Origin of the sequence: Streptomyces sp. NPDC020965, from assembly GCF_044333555.1 — a bacterium.
GTDB lineage: Bacteria > Actinomycetota > Actinomycetes > Streptomycetales > Streptomycetaceae > Streptomyces.
The window spans coordinates 338,902-357,247 of record NZ_JBIRRE010000001.1 but is presented as its reverse complement, the minus strand read 5'-3'; the positions used below and the strand labels follow the sequence as shown (position 1 = coordinate 357,247).

The following is an 18,346-nucleotide window of genomic DNA, read 5'->3' as shown; positions in this document are numbered from 1 at the left end:
GCGAGGGCCGGCACCCGAAGATGCCGGCCCCGACTCACCTCGTTACAGCGGCGCGCCAGGAGGCCGGTTCCGTTGGCGGGACGGGCGGCGCAGCAGGCTCTCCCGACGCTCCCGCCCCCAGCGCCGGCAGCGGTCCGCGAGCGAGCCCCACCGCGCCGAGGCGGCCCAGATCACCCGAACGGCCGAGTGGGGCAGCAGTACCGCCCGCAGCCGTGCCCCCCTGCCCACCCCGGCCCGCAGACCGGCCCGGACGCTGCGTGCGTCCTCGGCGAGGCCGGTGACCGGCCGCGGCCGGGGCGCGTACAGCACCTGTTCGACCGCGTCGGCGACCCGGTGCACCGCATCCGCCGCCGTGCCCTCCAGCCGTCCCAGCAGGACGATCCGGACGGCGGTCTTGCGTGGTGTCTGGGAGTCGTCGGGCGGGAAGCCGTGGTCCCAGGCCGTGTCGGTGATCTCCCGCCAGACCGCCAGCGTCCGGTCGGCCCCGTCCGCGGTCGGCTCCGCCGCGTCGCCCCGTCGCTTTTTGGTGCCCAGCCGTCGCCGGGTGGTACTCAGCCGCCACAGCATGGGCAGCAGCGGTACGACGAGTGCCGCCAGCACACCCGACCCGATCAGCACCGCGGTCCCCACCGAGGTGCCCGAGTCGGTGGGTGCGGCCGGGTCGCCCGGGGCCGCCGCCCCGCACTCGCCGAGCCTCCGCAGCTCGGCCGGGCAGCTCTCCGACGGCGAGGGGAGTGCGGACGGCTCCTCCGCCGCGGGCGCCTCCGGCTCGGCCGGGCCGGTTGGGGCTCCGGCCGGTGTCTCCGCCCGGGTGTAGTCGGGGGTGCTGCCCCGGCTGGGGGTCGGCTCGAACCGGGTCCACCCCACGCCCTCGAAGTACAGCTCGGGCCAGGCGTGCGCGTCCCGCAGTCCGACCGACATCGTGCCGTCGGCCTGCGGTGTGCCTGGAGTGAAGCCCACCGCGACCCGCGCCGGTATGCCCAGCGTCCGGGCCATCGAGGCCATCGCGAACGCGAAGTGGACGCAGAAGCCCTGCTTCTGCCGGAGGAAGCGGGCGATCGCCGCCGGTCCGGAACCGGAGTCCACGGAGGTGTCGTAGGTGAAGCCGCCGTCGGCGGCGAACCAGTTCTGGAGCAGCACCGCGCGCTGGTAGTCGTTGGCCGCGCCCCGGGTGATCCGCTCGGCGGTCTCTCCGACCACGGCGGGAAGGTTGCCGGGCACCTCGGTGTACTCCCGCACCAGCTCGGCCGGGGCCGGCGGCGCCGACGCGAGCTGTGCCGCGGTGGGTTGCAGCAGCAGGCTCTCGACGGAGTACCGTGCGCCGCCGGAGTCCTCGCCACCGTCCCCGATCAGGGTGCGGCCGGCCTCCTCGTACCGCCAGCGGCCGTCGATCTTCACATCGGTCGCCGGGTAGGGGAGTGGCAGCCAGCTCTGCCGGTAGTAGTCGGCGGCCGAGATGTTGGTACGGATGGTGATGTAGGGGACCGAGTCGCTCAGCCCCTGTGGGCGGGGCAGCCGGTCCGGCACGCCCTTGAGCTTGCGCTTCGACGACCTCCACTCCGTCCCGTCGAACTCGTCGAGCGCCACGATCCGCAGATAGAGGTCCTTGGTGTCCTTCGCGTTGGTGCGGTAGAGCAGGACCTCACGGTTGTCGGACTGGTTCAGATTGTCCTGGAGCGAGAGGAGGGGGTTCACCGCCGAGATGGTGCCTCCGCCGCCGGAGCCGCCGCCCTCGCCCTCACCGAGCCCGGCGAGTAGTCCGCCGTTCAGCGTCGGCAGCGCGGCGGGGACCACGAGCGCCACCCCCAGCGCGAGCACGCCGATGCGCCGGCCGGTGCGCAGGGGCGCCAGCGGAGTGCCGCCCGCTGATTCGAAGGCCCGCGCGCCCCGGGGCGCGGGAGTCCCCCCGCCGGCGAAGACCCGCCCCCACTGGGAGAGCCGTTCGCGGCCCTCGGCCAGGAGGAGAAGCAGATAGCCGGAGGCGGCGAGCACGAACCACAGCCAGTTCGCGCCGCCTTCCGAGAGGCCGGCGGCGACCGAGTAGAGCGCGAGCAGCGGCAGTCCGGCCGGGGCGGGACTGCGGAACGTCACCGCGATGGTGTCCACCGCGAGCCCGATCACCAGCACCCCGCCGAGCACCATCAGCTTGATGCCGTCCGTCGCCGGAGCCGGGATGGCGTACCGCCCGATGTCGTCACCGGCCGCCTTCAGCAGCTCGGCGAACCGCTGTAGGCTCTCCGGCCCCGGCAGCAGCCCGAACAGGGCCTGTCCCCGGGCGAAGAGCAGGGTGAGCAGCAGCACTCCGGTGAGCGCCTGGACGAGCAGGGTCAGCGGCGGGGCGAGCTGCACCCGTCGGGCCAGCACCCCCGCCCCGCTCTGGATCGCCAGCAGCAGCATCGCCTGCGCGAGCCAGCCGGCCGAGTCGAGCAGCGGCAGTATCGCGCTCGCCGCCATCAGCGTGGCCGCGTACGAGCACAGCGCCAGTCGTCCGCCACCGGTCATGACCAACCCCCAGGAACGCCGTTCGTACCGCTGCCGAGGGAGTCGGCGCGCCGCTGCCCCGCCTGCTGCCAGAGTGCCGGGAGCGAGGCCCCCGGCGCTACGGGCAGCGCGGTCCACCCCGCCTCGCGCAGCAGCCTCAGCCGGTCCTCCAGCGGGCCGGTCTCCGCGCCGCCCGTCACCCATGTCTCACTGTCCAGCACGAACGCCACCGCGGCTCCGCTGCCCCGGCTCATCCGCGCGGCCAGCGCCGCCTGTTCCTCGTCGAGATCGCCGAAGAAGGCGATCAGCAGCCCCTCGCTCCCGCCGCGCAGCACGTCGTGACAGCCGGTGAGCCCTTCGCCGGTGGAGTGGTCGACGACGGCCAGGGTGTCCATCATCAGACCCGCGGCGTCCGCCGAATCCTGGGTCGAACCGGCGAACCCGTCGGCGCTCTCCCCCGGCACGGTGTCCCCGGTGTCCGTCAGCAGCCGGACCGCGAAACCCCGCTCCAGCACATGGACCAGCGAGGAGGCCGCGCCCGACACCGCCCACTCGAACGCCGAGTCGGGGCCGACGCCCTGGTAGGCGATGGCCCGGGTGTCGAGCAGGACCGTGCAGCGGGCCCGCTGCGGCTGTTCCTCGCGGCGCACCATCAGCTCGCCGTAACGCGCGGTGGAGCGCCAGTGGACCCGGCGCAGATCGTCGCCGTGCCGGTAGGCGCGGGGGATCACGTCGTCGTCACCGGCGAGTGCCAGCGAGCGCTGGCGGCCGTCGCCGTACCCGGAGGTCTCGCCGACGAGCCGCACGGGTGGCAGCGACTCGGTGCGCGGTATGACGGTCAGGGTGTCGAAGGCGCTGAAGGAGCGGGTCAGTTCGCACATCCCGAACGGGTCGCTCAGCCGCAGTTGGAGCGGGCCGAGCGGATAGCGTCCGCGCAGATCCGAGCGGACCCGGTACGACACCTCACGCCGCCCGCCCGCCTCCATCCGGTCCAGCACGAACCGGGGCCTGGGGCCCAGCACATACGGCACCCGGTCCTGGAGCATCAGCAGTCCGGTGGGCAGCCGCGAGACATTGTCCATCCGGAGGTGCACCCGGGCCTCGGATCCGGCCGGCACCCGGGCGGGCGAGAGCCGTCGGCTGCCCGCCACCCGGTAGCGGGTGCGGTGGAGGACGGTCACACAGAGCAGTGGCAGCACGGCGAGCAGCAGTCCGACCCGCAGCAGATCCCCCTGGCCCAGGACGTAGGCGCAGCCCGCCGCCGCCACTCCGGCGGCGAGGAAGGAACGGCCCCGGGTGGTCAGCCCGCCGAGCGAGGCCCGCAGCCCGGCCGGGTCCCCGCCCCGCGCGTCGTCGTCGCCGTGATCGTCGTCCTCGATCCGGCCGCCCTCCGGGCCTGCCGTCCCCCCGCCCGACATCACAGCCGCCGGGCGCCGGGCGGCTGGCTGTGGAGCGCGGGACGGCCCGGGACATAGGCGGTCTCGGCCCCCTCGGCCGTCGGTACCGGGGTGCGCTGCAGGATCTCCAGCACGACCTGCTCAGCCGTGCGTCGGTTGAGCTGGGCCTGCGCGGTGGGCAGCAGCCGGTGCGCCAGCACCTGCACCACCAGCGACTGGACGTCGTCCGGCAGGGCGTAGTCCCGGCCGGCGAGCGCGGCGGTCGCCCGGGCGGCACGCACCAGGTGCAGGGTGGCGCGCGGGGAGGCGCCGAGCCGCAGATCCGGGTGGTTGCGGGTGGCGGCCACCAGCTCCACGGCATACCGCCGGACGGGGTCGGCGACGTGGACGTTCCGTACGGCTTCGATGAGCTTCAGGATGTCGTGGGCGTGTGCCACCGGCTGGAGGTCGTCCAGCGGGGAGGCCCCGCCGTGCACATCGAGCATCTGGAGCTCGGCCGCCGCGCTCGGGTAGCCGATGGAGACCCGGGCCATGAAGCGGTCGCGCTGGGCCTCCGGGAGCGGATAGGTGCCCTCCATCTCCACCGGGTTCTGGGTGGCCACCACCATGAACGGACTGGGCAGCTCATAGGTGTTGCCGTCGATCGTGACCTGGCGCTCCTCCATCGACTCCAGCAGCGCCGACTGGGTCTTGGGCGAGGCGCGGTTGATCTCGTCGCCGATCACGATCTGGGCGAAGATCGCGCCCGGTTTGAACTCGAAGTCCCGCTGTTGCTGATCGAAGATCGACACACCGGTGATGTCGGACGGCAGCAGATCCGGTGTGAACTGGATGCGCCGCACCGAACAGTCGATGGATTTCGCCAGCGCCTTGGCCAGCATCGTCTTGCCCACGCCCGGTACGTCCTCGATGAGGAGGTGTCCCTCAGCGAGCAGCACGGTCAGCGAAAGCCGTACGACCTCAGGCTTGCCCTCGATCACACCCTCCACCGATCTGCGGACACGATCCGCTGCGGTGGTCAGATCTGTGAGGCTCGCTCGATCGTCATAGGTCGTCACCCGGCCCTCCTCGGCCCGTTACCCGAGCCGAGTCATCGGACGGCCCGGCCCACCCCAAAGCACGAACACCGGGCCCGGGAAGTTCCGGACGGTGCCGCATACGCATTCTTGTTGCCCTTGACGGGCCGTGTCACTCGCCTGTGGATAACCAGGGGTGATTCGCCGGTTTGGCGGGGTTTTATCCGGGCCGACCGATGGTAATTCGCCCCGGGCGGAGGTCATTCTCCGCCAGGGGCGTCGGTCAGCCGGTGGACTCGATCAGTCGGTGGGGTCGATCTCCCGGAGCAGGCCCTGCTGCACGTCGAACACGAAACCGCGCACATCGTCGGTGTGTCGCAGGAACGGTGAGGTCCGTACCCGCTGCATCGACTGCCGCACGTCCTGGTCGACGTCGCGGAACGCCTCCACCGCCCACGGCGGGCGCTGCCCGACCTCGTCCTCCAGCTCGTGCCGGAAGTCCTCGGTCAGCGACTCCAGGCCGCAGCCGGTGTGGTGGATCAGGATGACACTGCGCGTGCCGAGCGCGCGCTGGCTGATGGTGAGCGAACGGATCACATCGTCCGTGACCACACCACCGGCGTTGCGGATGGTGTGGCAGTCGCCCAGCTCCAGGCCGAGCGCGTCGTGGAGGTCGAGACGGGCGTCCATGCAGGCGACGACGGCGACCCGCAGCACGGGGCGCGCGTCCATCCCGGGGTCCCGGAATCCGGCGGCGTAACGCTGGTTCGCCTCGATGAGGCGATCGGTGACCGAGCCGCCCGTACGCACGGCGTCGGCGGGTGGGTGCGCGGAAGTGGTCATGCTGACGACGGTAATGGCCACGGCCCCGGGAAGCCTGCTGTGAGACGGGACAAAGAACATCAACAATGCTTGTTGTGAGGTAACCCACAAGGGTGCGGCCACCACGCCCGTTCGAGTGAATCGGATGATTCCCCGACCTCGCCGCCACGCCGCCAGCCGGTTGATTGACCGGCAAGTACGGTGGACTAAAGTGACGCGGAGTTCACCGATACATCCCGCACATTTCCAAGATTTTCCCGCGTGTGCGGCGTACGCACGGCTCGGCCTCCCCGCTCGCCGGCCGATCGACCCCCGCGCCGGACCTGAGAGGGCGCTTTGAGCAATACCCGACACGTCCCGGTAATGCTCCAGCGGTGCCTGGACCTGTTGGCCCCGGCCCTGGAGACGCCCGGAGCGGTCGTCGTCGACTGCACCCTCGGCCTCGGCGGACACAGTGAGGCACTGCTCACCCGATTCCCCGGGGCACGGCTGATCGCGCTCGACCGGGACACCGAGGCCCTCCGGCTCTCCGCCGAACGTCTTGCCCCCTTCGGCGACCGTGCCACCCTGGTCCACGCCGTCTACGACGAACTGCCCGAGGTCCTCGACCGACTGGGGGTCCCGCGCGTCGACGGCATCCTCTTCGACCTCGGCGTCTCCTCCATGCAGTTGGACGAGGCCGACCGCGGCTTCGCGTACGCCCAGGACGCCCCGCTCGACATGCGGATGGACCAGACGACCGGTATCGGCGCCGCCGAGGTCCTCAACACCTACGCGCCCGGTGAGCTGGTCCGTATCCTGCGGATGTACGGCGAGGAGAAGCAGGCCAAGCGGATCGTCTCGGCCGTCGTACGGGAACGCGACAAGCAGCCCTTCACCAACAGCGCCCGGCTGGTCGAGCTGATCCGGGACGCACTGCCGCAGGCCGCCAAGCGCACCGGTGGCAATCCCGCCAAGCGCACGTTCCAGGCCCTGCGCATCGAGGTGAACGGCGAGCTGACCGTGTTGGAGCGCGCGATCCCGGCGGCGGTCGGGGCCCTCGCCCTCGGTGGTCGGATCGCCGTGCTTTCGTACCAGTCACTGGAGGACCGGCTGGTGAAGCAGGTCCTGGCGGCCGGCGCCGCCACCACCGCGCCACCCGGACTCCCCGTCGTACCGGAGCAGTACCAGCCGCGGCTGAAGCTGCTGACCCGGGGCGCGGAGCTGCCGACGGAGGAAGAGGTCGCGGAGAACCGCCGGGCCGCCCCTGCGCGTCTGAGGGGCGCACAGCGCATCCGGGAGGACGTGCGGTGAGCGGGGCGCGGACGGTGGCGGTACCCGGCCGCACCGGCCGGCCGCACCTGACCGCCCGGCCGGCGGCCCGGAACGCGGCGCCCGCCGGGAGCGTCTCACCGTCGGACAGCGCTCGGACGACGATCGGGAGGACGCGGTGAGCACAGCGGCCAAGCAGCTCAGGGGACGCGCCGCCCGGCTCGCCCGGCTGATGCCCGCAGGGCCCAGCAGCGCCGCCCGTACCCCCTTCGTCCTGCTGGTCGTGGTCCTTCTCGGCGGCGGGCTCATCATCCTGCTGCTGCTGAACTCCGCCCTCAACCAGGGCTCCTTCGAACTGCGCGAGCTCAAGGACAAGACCACCGAGCTGACCGACGAGCAGCAGGCGCTCCAGCGCGACGTCGACAGCCGGGTGGCACCCGACGCGCTGGAGCGCCGGGCCAGTGAACTCGGCATGGCCCCCGGGGGCAACCCCGCCTTCATCGAACCCGACGGCACCGTCCGCGGCCAGCCGGAAGAGGCCGCCGCGCCGTCACCCGACCCCTCCGCGACCCCGTCCGCCCCCGGCTCGGCGGGCTCCGCGCCCAGTGGGGGGACGGCGGCCGAAGAGCCGTCGGATCCGCCCGCGCAGCCGACCCCGACGCCCTCCGGCAGGTGACGCAGTGCCTCCCAAGGAACCACGCCCCCGGCCCTCGGGACGGCCCGCGCCAGGCCGCGTCCCCGGACCCGCCGGGCGACCGACACCGCGCTCCCTCAAGCTCGGCAGCCCCCGCCCCCGGCTGCGCCTGGTCGGCCTCGGTCTGACGCTGGTGATGCTGGCCTTCGTCGTCCGGCTGCTCCAGGTGCAGGCCGTGGACGCCGACACCTACGCCGCCAAGGCGGAGAAGCACCGCTACCTCAAGGTGGAGCTGGCGGCCGAGCGAGGCGAGATCACCGACCGCGCCGGTATCGCGCTGGCCAGCAGCGTCGACGCGTACGACATCACCGCCGACCCGAAGCTGTTCACGCCCGCCGAGAGCAAGTCCCCGAACGCGCCGGAGCAGGCGGCCGCGCTGCTCGCGCCGATCCTCGACGCGGACGCCGGGGTGCTCGCCGGGAAGCTGAAGACCCCGAAGTCCCGCTATACGGTGCTGGCCCGCCGGCAGACCCCCCAGGTGTGGAACCAGATCAAGGACCTCAGGAAGGTCTTCGCCGAGAAGGCGCGCGCGGACCGGGCCAAGGGCGGCCCCGGCGTCAATGTCCTGGCCGGCGTCCTCCAGGAGCCGAGCAGCAAGCGGGTCTACCCGAACGGCGATCTCGCGGCCGGGATACTCGGCTACGTCAACGCCGACGGCCGGGGCGGCGGCGGCATCGAGTCGATGCTCGACAAGGAACTCGCCGGCAAGGACGGGGAGATCACCTACGCCCAGTCGGGGGGCCGGCGGGTGCCCACCGCCGGGGGGACCCGGGAGACCCCCGCCGTCCCCGGTTCCGATATCGAGCTGACCATCGACCGCGACATCCAGTGGGCGGCCCAGCGCGCCATCTCGGAGCAGGTGACCAAGTCCAAGGCGGACCGGGGCTACGTGATAGTCCAGGACACCCGCACCGGCGAGGTCCTCGCCATGGCCAACGCGCCCGGCTTCGACCCCAACGACATCTCCCGCGCCGACCTGACCGCCCTGGGCAACGCCGCGCTCCAGGACGCGTTCGAGCCCGGCTCCACCGCCAAGGTGATGTCCATGGCCGCCGTACTGGAGGAGAAGGCCGCCACCCCCGGCACCCATGTCGTCGTGCCCAACCGGCTGCACCGGGGCGACCGGCTGTTCAAGGACGACATCGACCACCCCACCTGGTACCTCACGCTCAACGGGGTGCTCGCCAAGTCCAGCAACATCGGCACCATCCTGGCGACCGGGCAGCTCGGCGCGACCCAGCCGCAGGCCAACAAGGTGCTCCACTCCTATCTGCGGAAGTTCGGCATCGGCAGCCCCAGCGGGCTCGGCTACCCCGGCGAGACCCCGGGCATCCTCGCCGCACCGGGCAAGTGGTCGACCTCGCAGCAGTACACGATCCCGTTCGGCCAGGGGCTGTCCATCAACGCCATGCAGGCGGCCTCCGTCTACCAGACGATCGCCAACGGCGGGGTCCGGGTGGAACCCACCCTGGTCCGCGGCTCCAAGGGGTCCGACGGTCGGTTCACCCCGGCGCCCGCCCCGCGGAAGACCCGGGTGGTCAGCGAGGAGACCGCACGGACCGTCGCCACGATGCTGGAGTCCGTGGTCGGCAACGAGGAGGGCACCGGCACCAAGGCCCGGATCCCGGGCTACCGCGTCGCGGGCAAGACCGGCACCGCCAACCGCGTCGATCCGGAGCTGGGCCGCTACCGCGGCTACACCGCCTCCTTCGCCGGCTTCGCGCCCTCCGACAAACCCCGTATCGCCGTCTACTGCGCCATCCAGAACCCCACCAAGGGCAGTTACTTCGGCGGCCAGATCTGTGGCCCGGTCTACCAGAAGGTCATGGAGTTCGCGCTGAAGACCCTTCAGGTGCCGCCGACCGGCAACGCACCCGCCCGGATGCCCGTCACCTTCAGTCCCGGTGACCGGCCCGACGCGTGAGCGTGACGCATGAACGCGACACCCGAGACACCGAGACGCCTGAGACGCCCGAGATGCCTGAGACACCGAGATGCCTGAGACACCGAGACGCCTGAGACACCGAGACACCTGAGACGCCCGAGATGCCTGAGATGCCTGCAACGGATGCCGCGCCCGGCGCCCGGCCGGCGTACGGATCCAGCGCCCGGCCGGCGCGCCGACCCGGTGCCGAACCGAGGCATCGACCCGGTGCCGACCTGACGTATCGATCCGGCGCCGAGCCGACGCACCGACCCGCCACGGCGGGCCCGACGGCCGGCCGGCGTACCCGCTCCACGTCCCGCCCGGTGACCGGCGGACGTACCGACCCCACCTCCCCGCCGGGGCGACCGGCCGGGATCGACCGAGGAACCAATTCACGCCCGGTGACCGGCCGGCGCATGACCTGAGGAACCACCAGTGACCACCATCACCCCCGATTCCGGGAACCACGTGCCGGAGTCCCCCTCATTTCGCCCCGGACAGGGTGGGCCCGGTACGCTCACCGCCGTGCCACACGCTGATCAGTACCGAACCGCCCAGCAGGACGCATCCGTGAAGCAGCCCGGAGCGCCCCGCCCGGACCGGCGCCACCCGACCCCGCTCGGGGAGCTGGCCGCCCGACTGGGGGTGAAGGGCCCCGGATCGGGCGAGGTCACCGGCATCACCCATGACTCCCGCGCGGTCCGCCCCGGCGATGTGTACGCGGCCCTCCCCGGCGCCCGGCTGCACGGCGCCGACTTCGTGGCCCAGGCCGCCGACCTCGGTGCCGCCGCCGTCCTCACCGACCCGTCCGGCGCCGAGCGCGCCGCCGCGACCGGACTGCCGGTCCTGGTCACCGACGACCCGCGCGGCCGGATGGGCGAACTCGCCACCGAGATCTACGGACACCCCGGCGAGGCCCTGCTCCAGATCGGCATCACCGGCACCTCCGGCAAGACCACCACGGTCTATCTCATGGAAGGCGGCCTGCGGGCGGCCGGCCGCAGCACCGGGCTCATCGGTACGGTCGAGACCCGGATCGGCGACGAGGCCCTCAAGTCGGAACGTACGACTCCGGAGGCCACCGACCTCCAGGCCCTCTTCGCGGTGATGCGGGAGCGCGGTGTCGAGGCCGTCGCCATGGAGGTCTCCAGCCACGCCCTGGTACTCGGCCGGGTCGACGGCTGTGTCTTCGACGTCGCCGTCTTCAACAACCTCAGCCCGGAGCACATGGAGTTCCACTCCGATATGGAGGACTACTTCCAGGCGAAGGCGCGGCTCTTCACCCCGGAGCGCAGCAGGCGCGCGGTCGTCAACTTCGATGACGTGTACGGCCGCAGGCTGGTCAAGGAGGCGACCGTGCCGGTCACCACCTTCTCCGCCGAGGGCCACCCGGACGCCGACTGGCGGGCCGAGGACGTCGAGGTCGGCTCGCTGGGCTCCACCTTCACGATCGTCGGTCCCTCGGGCGAGCGGGTGCGCGCGAAGGCGCCGCTGCCGGGCCCGTTCAACGTCGCCAACAGCCTGGCCGCCGTCGTCACCCTCGCCGTCGCCGGGATCGACCCGCAGACGGCCGCCGACGGGGTCGCGGCCGTGCCGGGCGTCCCGGGCCGGCTGGAGCGGGTGGACGAGGGGCAGCCGTACCTCGCCGTCGTCGACTACGCGCACAAGACGGACGCCGTCGAATCGGTGCTGCGCTCGCTGCGCAAGGTCACCGAGGGCCGGGTGCACATCGTCCTCGGCTGCGGCGGCGACCGTGACAAGACCAAACGCGGGCCGATGGGCGCCGCCGCCGCCCGGCTCGCCGACACCGCCGTACTGACCTCCGACAACCCGCGTTCCGAGGACCCGCTCGCGATCCTCGCCGCCATGCTCGCCGGTGCCGCCGAGGTGCCGGTCCACGAGCGGGGCGACGTCCTGGTCGAAGCCGACCGGGCCGCCGCCGTCGCGGCGGCCGTCGCCCGCGCCGAGCCGGGCGACACCGTGCTGATCGCCGGCAAGGGCCATGAGCAGGGCCAGGACATCGCCGGAGTCGTCCGTCCCTTCGACGACCGCCAGGTACTCCGCGAAGCCGTCCGCGCCACCTTTCACGAGAAATCCCGGGGATGACCAAGTGATCGCCCTCTCCCTCGCCGAGATCGCCGCCATCGTCGGCGGGCAGTCCCACGACATACCGGATCCCGCCGTGCGGATCACCGGACCCGTCGTCATGGACTCCCGCCAGGTCCGGCCCGGCGCCCTCTTCACCGCCTTCGACGGCGAACGCGTCGACGGCCACGACTTCGCCGCGGGTGCCGTCGCCGCCGGTGCCGTCGCCGTGCTGGCCACCCGGCCCGTCGGCGTACCGGCGATCGTCGTGCCCGACGTCGTCGCCGCCCTCGGCGCCCTCGCCCGCCATGTGGTGCACCGCCTCGGCGCCACCACCGTCGCGCTCACCGGCTCGGCCGGAAAGACCAGCACGAAGGATCTGATCGCCCAACTTCTGGAGCGCAAGGGGCCCACGGTCTACCCGGAGGGCAACCTCAACAACGAGATCGGACTGCCGCTGACCGCGCTGCGGGCCGAGGAGTCCACCCGCCACCTCGTCCTGGAGATGGGCGCCCGGTACGTCGGGGACATCCGCTATCTGGCCGGCCTGGTGCCGCCCAGGATCGGACTCGTCCTGAACGTCGGCAGCGCCCACGTCGGCGAGTTCGGCGGCCGGGAGCGGATCGCCGAGGCCAAGGGCGAGCTGGTCGAGGCGCTGCCTTCGGCGGCGGACGGCGGGGTGGCGGTGCTCAACGCCGACGACCCGCTCGTCCGCGCCATGGCGTCCCGCACCAGAGCCCGGGTGATCACCTTCGGCGAGGGCGCGAACGCGGACGTACGGGCCGAGAACGTCCGACTCACCCCACAGGGCAGGCCCGCCTTCACGCTTCACACCCCCACCGGGTGCAGTGACGTGACCATGCGGCTGTACGGTGAGCACCACGTGTCGAACGCGCTCGCCGCGGCCGCCGTCGCCCATGAGCTGGGCATGTCCGTCGACGAGATCGCCACCGCGCTCTCGGAGGCCGGCACCCTCTCCCGCTGGCGCATGGAGGTCACCGAGCGTTCGGACGGCGTGACGATCGTCAACGACGCCTACAACGCGAACCCCGAATCCATGAGGGCGGCGCTGCGCGCGCTGGCCGCGATGGGCCAGGAAGCGCAGACCCGGGGGGGACGTACATGGGCGGTGCTCGGCCTGATGGCCGAACTCGGTGACGAAGCGCTCGCCGAGCACGACGCCGTCGGACGGCTCGCCGTCCGGCTCAACGTCAGCAAGCTCGTCGCAGTCGGGGGCAGGGAAGCGTCCTGGCTGAGACTGGGCGCTTATAACGAGGGTTCGTGGGGTGAGGAGTCGGTGCACGTGTCCGACGCACAGGCGGCGGTCGACCTGTTGCGCAGTGAGTTGCGCCCGGGAGACGTCGTGCTGGTGAAGGCTTCCAGATCGGTCGGTCTGGAGCGTCTCGCGCAGACGCTGCTCGAAGACACCGCCGAGGGCGAGGTTGCCGGCCGATGAGGCAGATCCTCTTCGCGGGGGCCATCGGGCTCTTCTTGACGCTCATCGGCACCCCGCTGCTGATCAAGCTGCTGGCCCGTAAGGGGTACGGGCAGTTCATCCGGGACGACGGCCCGCGTACGCACGGCAGTAAGAAGGGGACGCCCACCATGGGCGGCATCTCCTTCATCCTGGCCACCCTGATCGCGTACGCACTGGCCAAGGTGATCACGGGGGAGGACCCGACCATCTCGGGTCTGCTGGTCCTCTTCCTGATGGCCGGCATGGGTGTGGTCGGCTTCCTGGACGACTACATCAAGATCGTCAAGCAGCGTTCGCTGGGCCTGCGGGCCAAGGCGAAGATGACGGGGCAGTTGGTCGTCGGCATCGCCTTCGCTGTGCTCTCGCTGCAATTCGCCGACCAGCGCGATCTCACCCCCGCCTCGACCAAACTGTCCTTCATCACGGACTTCGGCTGGTCGATCGGCCCGGTGCTCTTCGTGATCTGGGCGCTCTTCATGATCCTCGCCATGTCCAACGGCGTGAATCTGACGGACGGTCTGGACGGCCTGGCCACCGGCGCGTCGGTGATGGTCTTCGGCGCGTACACGTTCATCGGGCTCTGGCAGTTCCAGGAGTCCTGTGCCAACGCGGTGTCACTGACCAACCCGGCCGCCTGTTTCGAGGTGCGCGATCCGCTCGACCTCGCGGTGGTGGCCTCCGCCCTGATGGGCTCCTGCTTCGGCTTCCTGTGGTGGAACACCTCACCCGCGAAGATCTTCATGGGTGACACCGGTTCGCTCGCCCTCGGCGGTGCGCTCGCGGGCCTGGCGATCTGTTCCCGTACGGAGCTGCTGCTGGCTCTGCTCGGCGGACTCTTCGTGCTGATCACCATGTCCGTGGTCATCCAGGTCGGTTCGTTCAAGATGACCCGGAAGCGGGTCTTCCGTATGGCGCCACTCCAACACCACTTCGAACTCAAGGGGTGGTCCGAAGTCCTTGTCGTGGTCCGCTTCTGGATCATCCAGGGCATGTGCGTGATCGTGGGCCTGGGCCTGTTCTACGCGGGCTGGGCGGCGGACAAGTGAGTGCGCCGCACGGGTCGGACGGCCCGGACCCGCGCACGGAGCAGTGGCGCGGCAAGCGCGTCACCGTCGCCGGTCTCGGGGTCTCCGGGATCCCCGTGGCGAAGGTCCTGCACGGGCTCGGCGCCGTCGTCACCGTCGTCAACGACGGGGACGACGAGCGCTCCCGCACCCAGGCCGCCGAGCTGACGGCGCACGGCGTCACCGTGCGCCTCGGCGACGGCGACACCCTGCCCGACGGCACCGAACTGATCGTCACCACCCCGGGTTGGCCGCCGCACAAGCCGCTCTTCCGGGCCGCCGCCGAGGCGGGCGTCACGGTCTGGGGTGACGTCGAACTCGCCTGGCGGCTGCGCGATCTGGACGGCCGGAAGCCGGCCGCCTGGCTCGCCGTCACCGGCACCAACGGCAAGACCACGACCGTACGGATGCTCGCCGCGATCCTCGAAGCGGCCGGGCTGCGCACGGCGGCCGTCGGCAACATCGGCGTCTCGCTGCTGGACGCGGTCCTCGGCGACTTCACGTACGACGTCCTCGCCGTCGAACTCTCCAGCTACCAGCTCCACTGGGCGCCCTCGCTGCGGGCCCACTCCGGCGCCGTGCTCAATCTGGCGCCGGACCACCTCGACTGGCACGGCTCGATGGCTGCGTACGCCGCCGACAAGGGCCGGATCTACGAGGGCAACAGCGTCGCCTGCGTCTACAACGCCGCCGATCCGGCGACCGAGGACCTGGTGCGCGCCGCCGACGTCGAGGAGGGCTGCCGGGCGATCGGCTTCACCCTCGGCACCCCGGGGCCCTCACAGCTCGGCGTGGTCGACGGCATCCTCGTCGACCGCGCCTTCGTCGAGAACCGCCAGCAGCAGGCGCAGGAGCTGGCCGAGGTCGCCGACGTCAACCCCCCGGCGCCGCACAACGTCTCCAACGCCCTCGCGGCGGCGGCGCTGGCGCGCGCCTACGGCGTCCCCCCGGCCGCCGTGCGCGACGGACTGCGGGCCTTCCGGCCCGACCCGCACCGGATCGAGAAGGTCGCGGAGGTCGCGGGCGTCGACTGGATCGACGACTCCAAGGCCACCAACACCCACGCGGCCGAGGCGTCCCTCGCCGCCTATGATCCGATCGTGTGGATCGCCGGTGGTCTCGCCAAGGGCGCGACCTTCGACGAACTGGTCCAGAACGCCGCCCCGCGGCTGCGCGGCGTCGTCCTCATCGGCGCCGACCGCGCACTGATCCGGGAAGCCCTCGCGCGACACGCCCCCGAGGTCCCGGTGGTCGACCTCGACCGGACAGACACTGAGGCCATGTCCGCTGCCGTGCGCGAGGCGGCCCGGCTCGCCCGGCCGGGGGATACGGTTCTCCTGGCCCCCGCCTGCGCCTCGATGGACATGTTCGTCAACTACAACAAGCGGGGCGAGGCGTTCGCGGACGCGGTCCGCGCACTCGCCGCCGAGCGCGCCTGACCGGCCCGACCTCCGCGCCGTGCCGAGCGTCCCGGGGACGGTCCCCGGGACGCCGACGGGCCTCACGCACGACTGGAGGGGACAGCGTCCATGCCGGCCGATGACACCAACCCCGCCCACCACCGGGCCGGGCCGCGCGCCCGCGGCTGTTTCCCGGCCTCCCCGGCCTTCGCGGGACTCCCCGGCGGGACCTGCCCGGCCGGCGCCGCAGCGGCGCCGGAGCGCCCCGGCCTCGCCCTGCGCGGGCGTACCGGGGGCGCGACCGGGCGTCGGCCGCCCGCCGCCGCCGGGCGCGCGCCCCGCCGCACCACCGGCTCCTCCCGGCCGCCACGCGGCAGCGGTCTGCGCCGGCTCTACGAGCGCGCCCGCCGCACCTGGGACCGGCCGCTCACCGCGTACTACCTGATCCTCGGCAGCAGTCTGCTGATCACCGTGCTCGGTCTGGTGATGGTGTACTCCGCCTCGATGATCAAGGCCCTGGAGCTGAACCTCTCGGCCTCGTACTTCTTCCGTAAACAGTTCGTGGCGGCCGTCATCGGCACCGGACTGCTGCTGCTCGCCTCCCGGATGCCCTCCAAACTCCACCGGGCGCTGTCCTACCCGCTCCTCGCGGTCAGCGTCTGTCTGATGGCGTTGGTGCAGGTTCCGGGCATAGGGCGGTCGGTCAACGGCAACCAGAACTGGCTCTACCTCGGTGGCCCGTTCCAGCTCCAGCCCAGCGAGTTCGCCAAGCTGGCGCTGATCCTGTGGGGCGCCGATCTACTCGCCCGCAAACATGACAAGCGGCTGCTGGCCCAGTGGAAGCACATGCTGGTGCCGCTCGTGCCGGTGGCCTTCATGCTGCTCGGGCTGATCATGCTCGGCGGCGATATGGGCACCGCGATCATTCTCACCGCGATCCTCTTCGGGCTGCTCTGGCTCGCCGGGGCACCCACCCGGCTCTTCGCCGGGGTGCTCGGCATCGCCACCCTCGTCGGCTTCATGCTCATCAGCACCAGCGAGAACCGGATGTCGCGGCTCTCCTGCATCGGCGCCATCGACCTCGGCCCGAAGGGCGAGTGCTGGCAGGCGGTGCACGGAATCTACGCCCTGGCCTCCGGAGGATGGTTCGGATCCGGGCTCGGTGCGAGTGTGGAGAAATGGGGGCAACTGCCGGAGCCGCACACCGACTTCATCTTCGCGATCGCCGGCGAGGAACTCGGTCTGGCGGGGACACTGTCGGTCCTCGCCCTGTTCGCGGCCCTAGGCTATGCGGGTATCCGCGTGGCCGGACGCACGGAGGACCCCTTCGTGAGGTACGCCGCGGGAGGTGTGACCACCTGGATCACGGCCCAGGCCGTGGTCAACATCGGTGCGGTGCTCGGCCTGCTGCCGATCGCCGGTGTCCCGCTCCCGCTGTTCTCCTACGGAGGGTCGGCCCTGCTGCCGTCCATGTTCGCGATCGGACTGCTGATCGCCTTCGCGCGAGAGGATCCCGCCGCGAAAGCGGCCCTGGCCATGCGGAAGCCAGGGGTGAGATGGAAGACGATGAGACGGCGCGTCAAGAAGCGCCCGTCCGGAGAGCGGTGAATTTCGGTGCATGTCGTACTCGCCGGTGGGGGGACCGCCGGCCACATCGAGCCCGCGCTCGCCCTCGCGGACGCCCTGCGCAGGCAGGACCCGACCGTGGGAATCACGGCCCTCGGCACAGAACGCGGACTGGAGACCAGGCTCGTCCCGGAGCGCGGCTATGAGCTGGCACTCATCCCCGCCGTACCCCTGCCGCGCAAACCCACGCCGGAGCTGATCACCGTACCCGGGCGGCTGCGCGGCACCATCAAGGCGGCCGAGCAGGTCCTGGAGCGGACCAAGGCGGACTGCGTCGTCGGCTTCGGTGGCTATGTGGCGCTGCCGGGCTATCTCGCCGCCAAACGGCGCGGTGTCCCGATCGTCGTCCACGAGGCCAATGCCCGCCCGGGGCTCGCCAACAAGATCGGATCGCGGTACGCCGCCGGGGTGGCCGTCGCCACGCCCGACAGCAAACTGCGCAACGCCCGCTATATCGGCATTCCGCTGCGGTACTCGATCGCCACCCTCGACCGGGCCCGGGTGCGTCCGGAGGCGCGGGCCGCCTTCGGCCTCGACCCCCATCTGCCGACGCTATTGGTCTCCGGCGGCTCCCAGGGCGCGCGCCGGCTCAATGAGGTGGTGCAGCAGGTCGCCCCGGTGCTCCAACGCTCCGGAATCCAGATCCTGCATGCGGTCGGCCCGAAGAACGAGCTGCCCCACGTCGACAACATGCCCGGAATGCCGCCCTACATCCCGGTACCGTATGTGGACCGGATGGACCTCGCGTACGCCGCGGCCGACATGATGCTCTGCCGCGCTGGCGCGATGACCGTCGCCGAACTCTCCGCCGTCGGGCTCCCCGCCGCCTACGTCCCGTTGCCGATCGGCAACGGCGAACAGCGGCTCAACGCCCAGCCGCTGGTGAAGGCCGGGGGCGGAATGCTGGTGGACGACGCCGAACTGACCCCCCAGTGGGTCCAGGGCAACGTCCTGCCGGTGCTGGCCGATCCGCACCGGCTGTACGAGATGTCCCGCGCCGCCGCCGAGTTCGGCCGCAGGGACGCCGACGAACTGCTGGTCGGCATGGTGTACGAGGCAATCGCGGCGCGCCGGCAGGCGTGAGGCCGCGCGGCCCGGGGGAGCCC

At 71.8% G+C, this 18,346-nt stretch carries 13 protein-coding genes; 9 read left to right on the top strand and 4 right to left on the bottom strand.

What is annotated here, in order from left to right:
* Positions 1 to 42 precede the first annotated feature (42 nt).
* The 4 genes from ACH4S7_RS01550 to ACH4S7_RS01535 all read right to left on the bottom strand — a co-directional run bounded on the left by ACH4S7_RS01550 (position 43) and on the right by ACH4S7_RS01535 (position 5,737).
* Positions 43 to 2,502 (bottom strand): DUF3488 and DUF4129 domain-containing transglutaminase family protein, encoded by a 2,460-nt coding sequence (locus ACH4S7_RS01550; RefSeq protein ID WP_398519015.1) that lies wholly within the window; start codon positions 2,500 to 2,502, stop codon positions 43 to 45.
* Entirely contained in the window at positions 2,499 to 3,899 is a 1,401-nt protein-coding gene (locus tag ACH4S7_RS01545; RefSeq protein WP_398519014.1) for a DUF58 domain-containing protein, read from the bottom strand. The genes ACH4S7_RS01550 and ACH4S7_RS01545 overlap by 4 nt, the downstream gene beginning before the upstream one ends.
* Complete coding sequence (locus tag ACH4S7_RS01540) at positions 3,899 to 4,936, bottom strand: AAA family ATPase (protein WP_398519013.1); 1,038 nt, start codon at positions 4,934 to 4,936, stop codon at positions 3,899 to 3,901. Before ACH4S7_RS01540 ends, ACH4S7_RS01545 begins: the two co-directional genes overlap by 1 nt.
* Positions 4,937 to 5,194: 258 nt before the next feature.
* Complete coding sequence (locus ACH4S7_RS01535) at positions 5,195 to 5,737, bottom strand: beta-class carbonic anhydrase (RefSeq protein WP_398519012.1); 543 nt, start codon at positions 5,735 to 5,737, stop codon at positions 5,195 to 5,197.
* A gap of 315 nt (positions 5,738 to 6,052) precedes the next feature.
* On the opposite strand from ACH4S7_RS01535, the gene rsmH reads away from it, so the two are divergent.
* The 9 genes from rsmH to murG all read left to right on the top strand — a co-directional run bounded on the left by rsmH (position 6,053) and on the right by murG (position 18,323).
* The gene (gene rsmH, locus ACH4S7_RS01530; RefSeq protein WP_398519011.1) at positions 6,053 to 7,009 is read left to right on the top strand and encodes a 16S rRNA (cytosine(1402)-N(4))-methyltransferase RsmH; all 957 of its coding nucleotides are present in this window, start codon (positions 6,053 to 6,055) and stop codon (positions 7,007 to 7,009) included.
* A gap of 136 nt (positions 7,010 to 7,145) precedes the next feature.
* Positions 7,146 to 7,643 carry a cell division protein FtsL gene (locus ACH4S7_RS01525; RefSeq protein ID WP_398519010.1) on the top strand — a complete coding sequence of 166 codons (498 nt, stop codon included), beginning with the start codon at positions 7,146 to 7,148 and terminating at the stop codon, positions 7,641 to 7,643.
* Between the two features lie 154 nt (positions 7,644 to 7,797).
* Positions 7,798 to 9,585: a peptidoglycan D,D-transpeptidase FtsI family protein gene (locus ACH4S7_RS01520; protein WP_398519990.1), complete on the top strand. Its 1,788-nt coding sequence runs from the start codon at positions 7,798 to 7,800 to the stop codon at positions 9,583 to 9,585.
* 438 nt (positions 9,586 to 10,023) lie between these two features.
* The gene (locus ACH4S7_RS01515; RefSeq protein ID WP_398519009.1) at positions 10,024 to 11,694 is read left to right on the top strand and encodes a UDP-N-acetylmuramoyl-L-alanyl-D-glutamate--2,6-diaminopimelate ligase; all 1,671 of its coding nucleotides are present in this window, start codon (positions 10,024 to 10,026) and stop codon (positions 11,692 to 11,694) included.
* A 4-nt stretch (positions 11,695 to 11,698) separates the two neighbouring features.
* Entirely contained in the window at positions 11,699 to 13,129 is a 1,431-nt protein-coding gene (gene murF, locus ACH4S7_RS01510; protein ID WP_398519008.1) for a UDP-N-acetylmuramoyl-tripeptide--D-alanyl-D-alanine ligase, read from the top strand.
* Positions 13,126 to 14,196 carry a phospho-N-acetylmuramoyl-pentapeptide-transferase gene (mraY, locus tag ACH4S7_RS01505; RefSeq protein ID WP_398519007.1) on the top strand — a complete coding sequence of 357 codons (1,071 nt, stop codon included), beginning with the start codon at positions 13,126 to 13,128 and terminating at the stop codon, positions 14,194 to 14,196. Before murF ends, mraY begins: the two co-directional genes overlap by 4 nt.
* A complete protein-coding gene (murD, locus tag ACH4S7_RS01500) occupies positions 14,193 to 15,653 on the top strand; it encodes a UDP-N-acetylmuramoyl-L-alanine--D-glutamate ligase (protein WP_398519006.1) in 1,461 nt (486 codons plus the stop codon). The genes mraY and murD overlap by 4 nt, the downstream gene beginning before the upstream one ends.
* A gap of 90 nt (positions 15,654 to 15,743) precedes the next feature.
* On the top strand, positions 15,744 to 17,222 hold the full coding sequence (gene ftsW / locus ACH4S7_RS01495) for a putative lipid II flippase FtsW (protein ID WP_398519005.1): 1,479 nt from the start codon (positions 15,744 to 15,746) through the stop codon (positions 17,220 to 17,222).
* A gap of 6 nt (positions 17,223 to 17,228) precedes the next feature.
* Positions 17,229 to 18,323, top strand: coding sequence for an undecaprenyldiphospho-muramoylpentapeptide beta-N-acetylglucosaminyltransferase (murG, locus tag ACH4S7_RS01490; RefSeq protein ID WP_398519004.1), 1,095 nt, complete (start codon positions 17,229 to 17,231; stop codon positions 18,321 to 18,323).
* The last annotated feature ends 23 nt before the right edge of the window (positions 18,324 to 18,346 follow it).

Bases quoted from the DNA above. Each gene is read 5' to 3' on its own strand.
- ACH4S7_RS01550 (WP_398519015.1), bottom strand. From the start codon at position 2,502: ATGACCGGTGGCGGACGACTGGCGCTGTGCTCGTACGCGGCCACGCTG.
- ACH4S7_RS01545 (WP_398519014.1), bottom strand. From the start codon at position 3,899: ATGTCGGGCGGGGGGACGGCAGGCCCGGAGGGCGGCCGGATCGAGGAC.
- ACH4S7_RS01535 (WP_398519012.1), bottom strand. From the start codon at position 5,737: ATGACCACTTCCGCGCACCCACCCGCCGACGCCGTGCGTACGGGCGGC.
- ACH4S7_RS01520 (WP_398519990.1), top strand. From the start codon at position 7,798: ATGCTGGCCTTCGTCGTCCGGCTGCTCCAGGTGCAGGCCGTGGACGCC.
- mraY (WP_398519007.1), top strand. From the start codon at position 13,126: ATGAGGCAGATCCTCTTCGCGGGGGCCATCGGGCTCTTCTTGACGCTC.
- ftsW (WP_398519005.1), top strand. From the start codon at position 15,744: ATGCCGGCCGATGACACCAACCCCGCCCACCACCGGGCCGGGCCGCGC.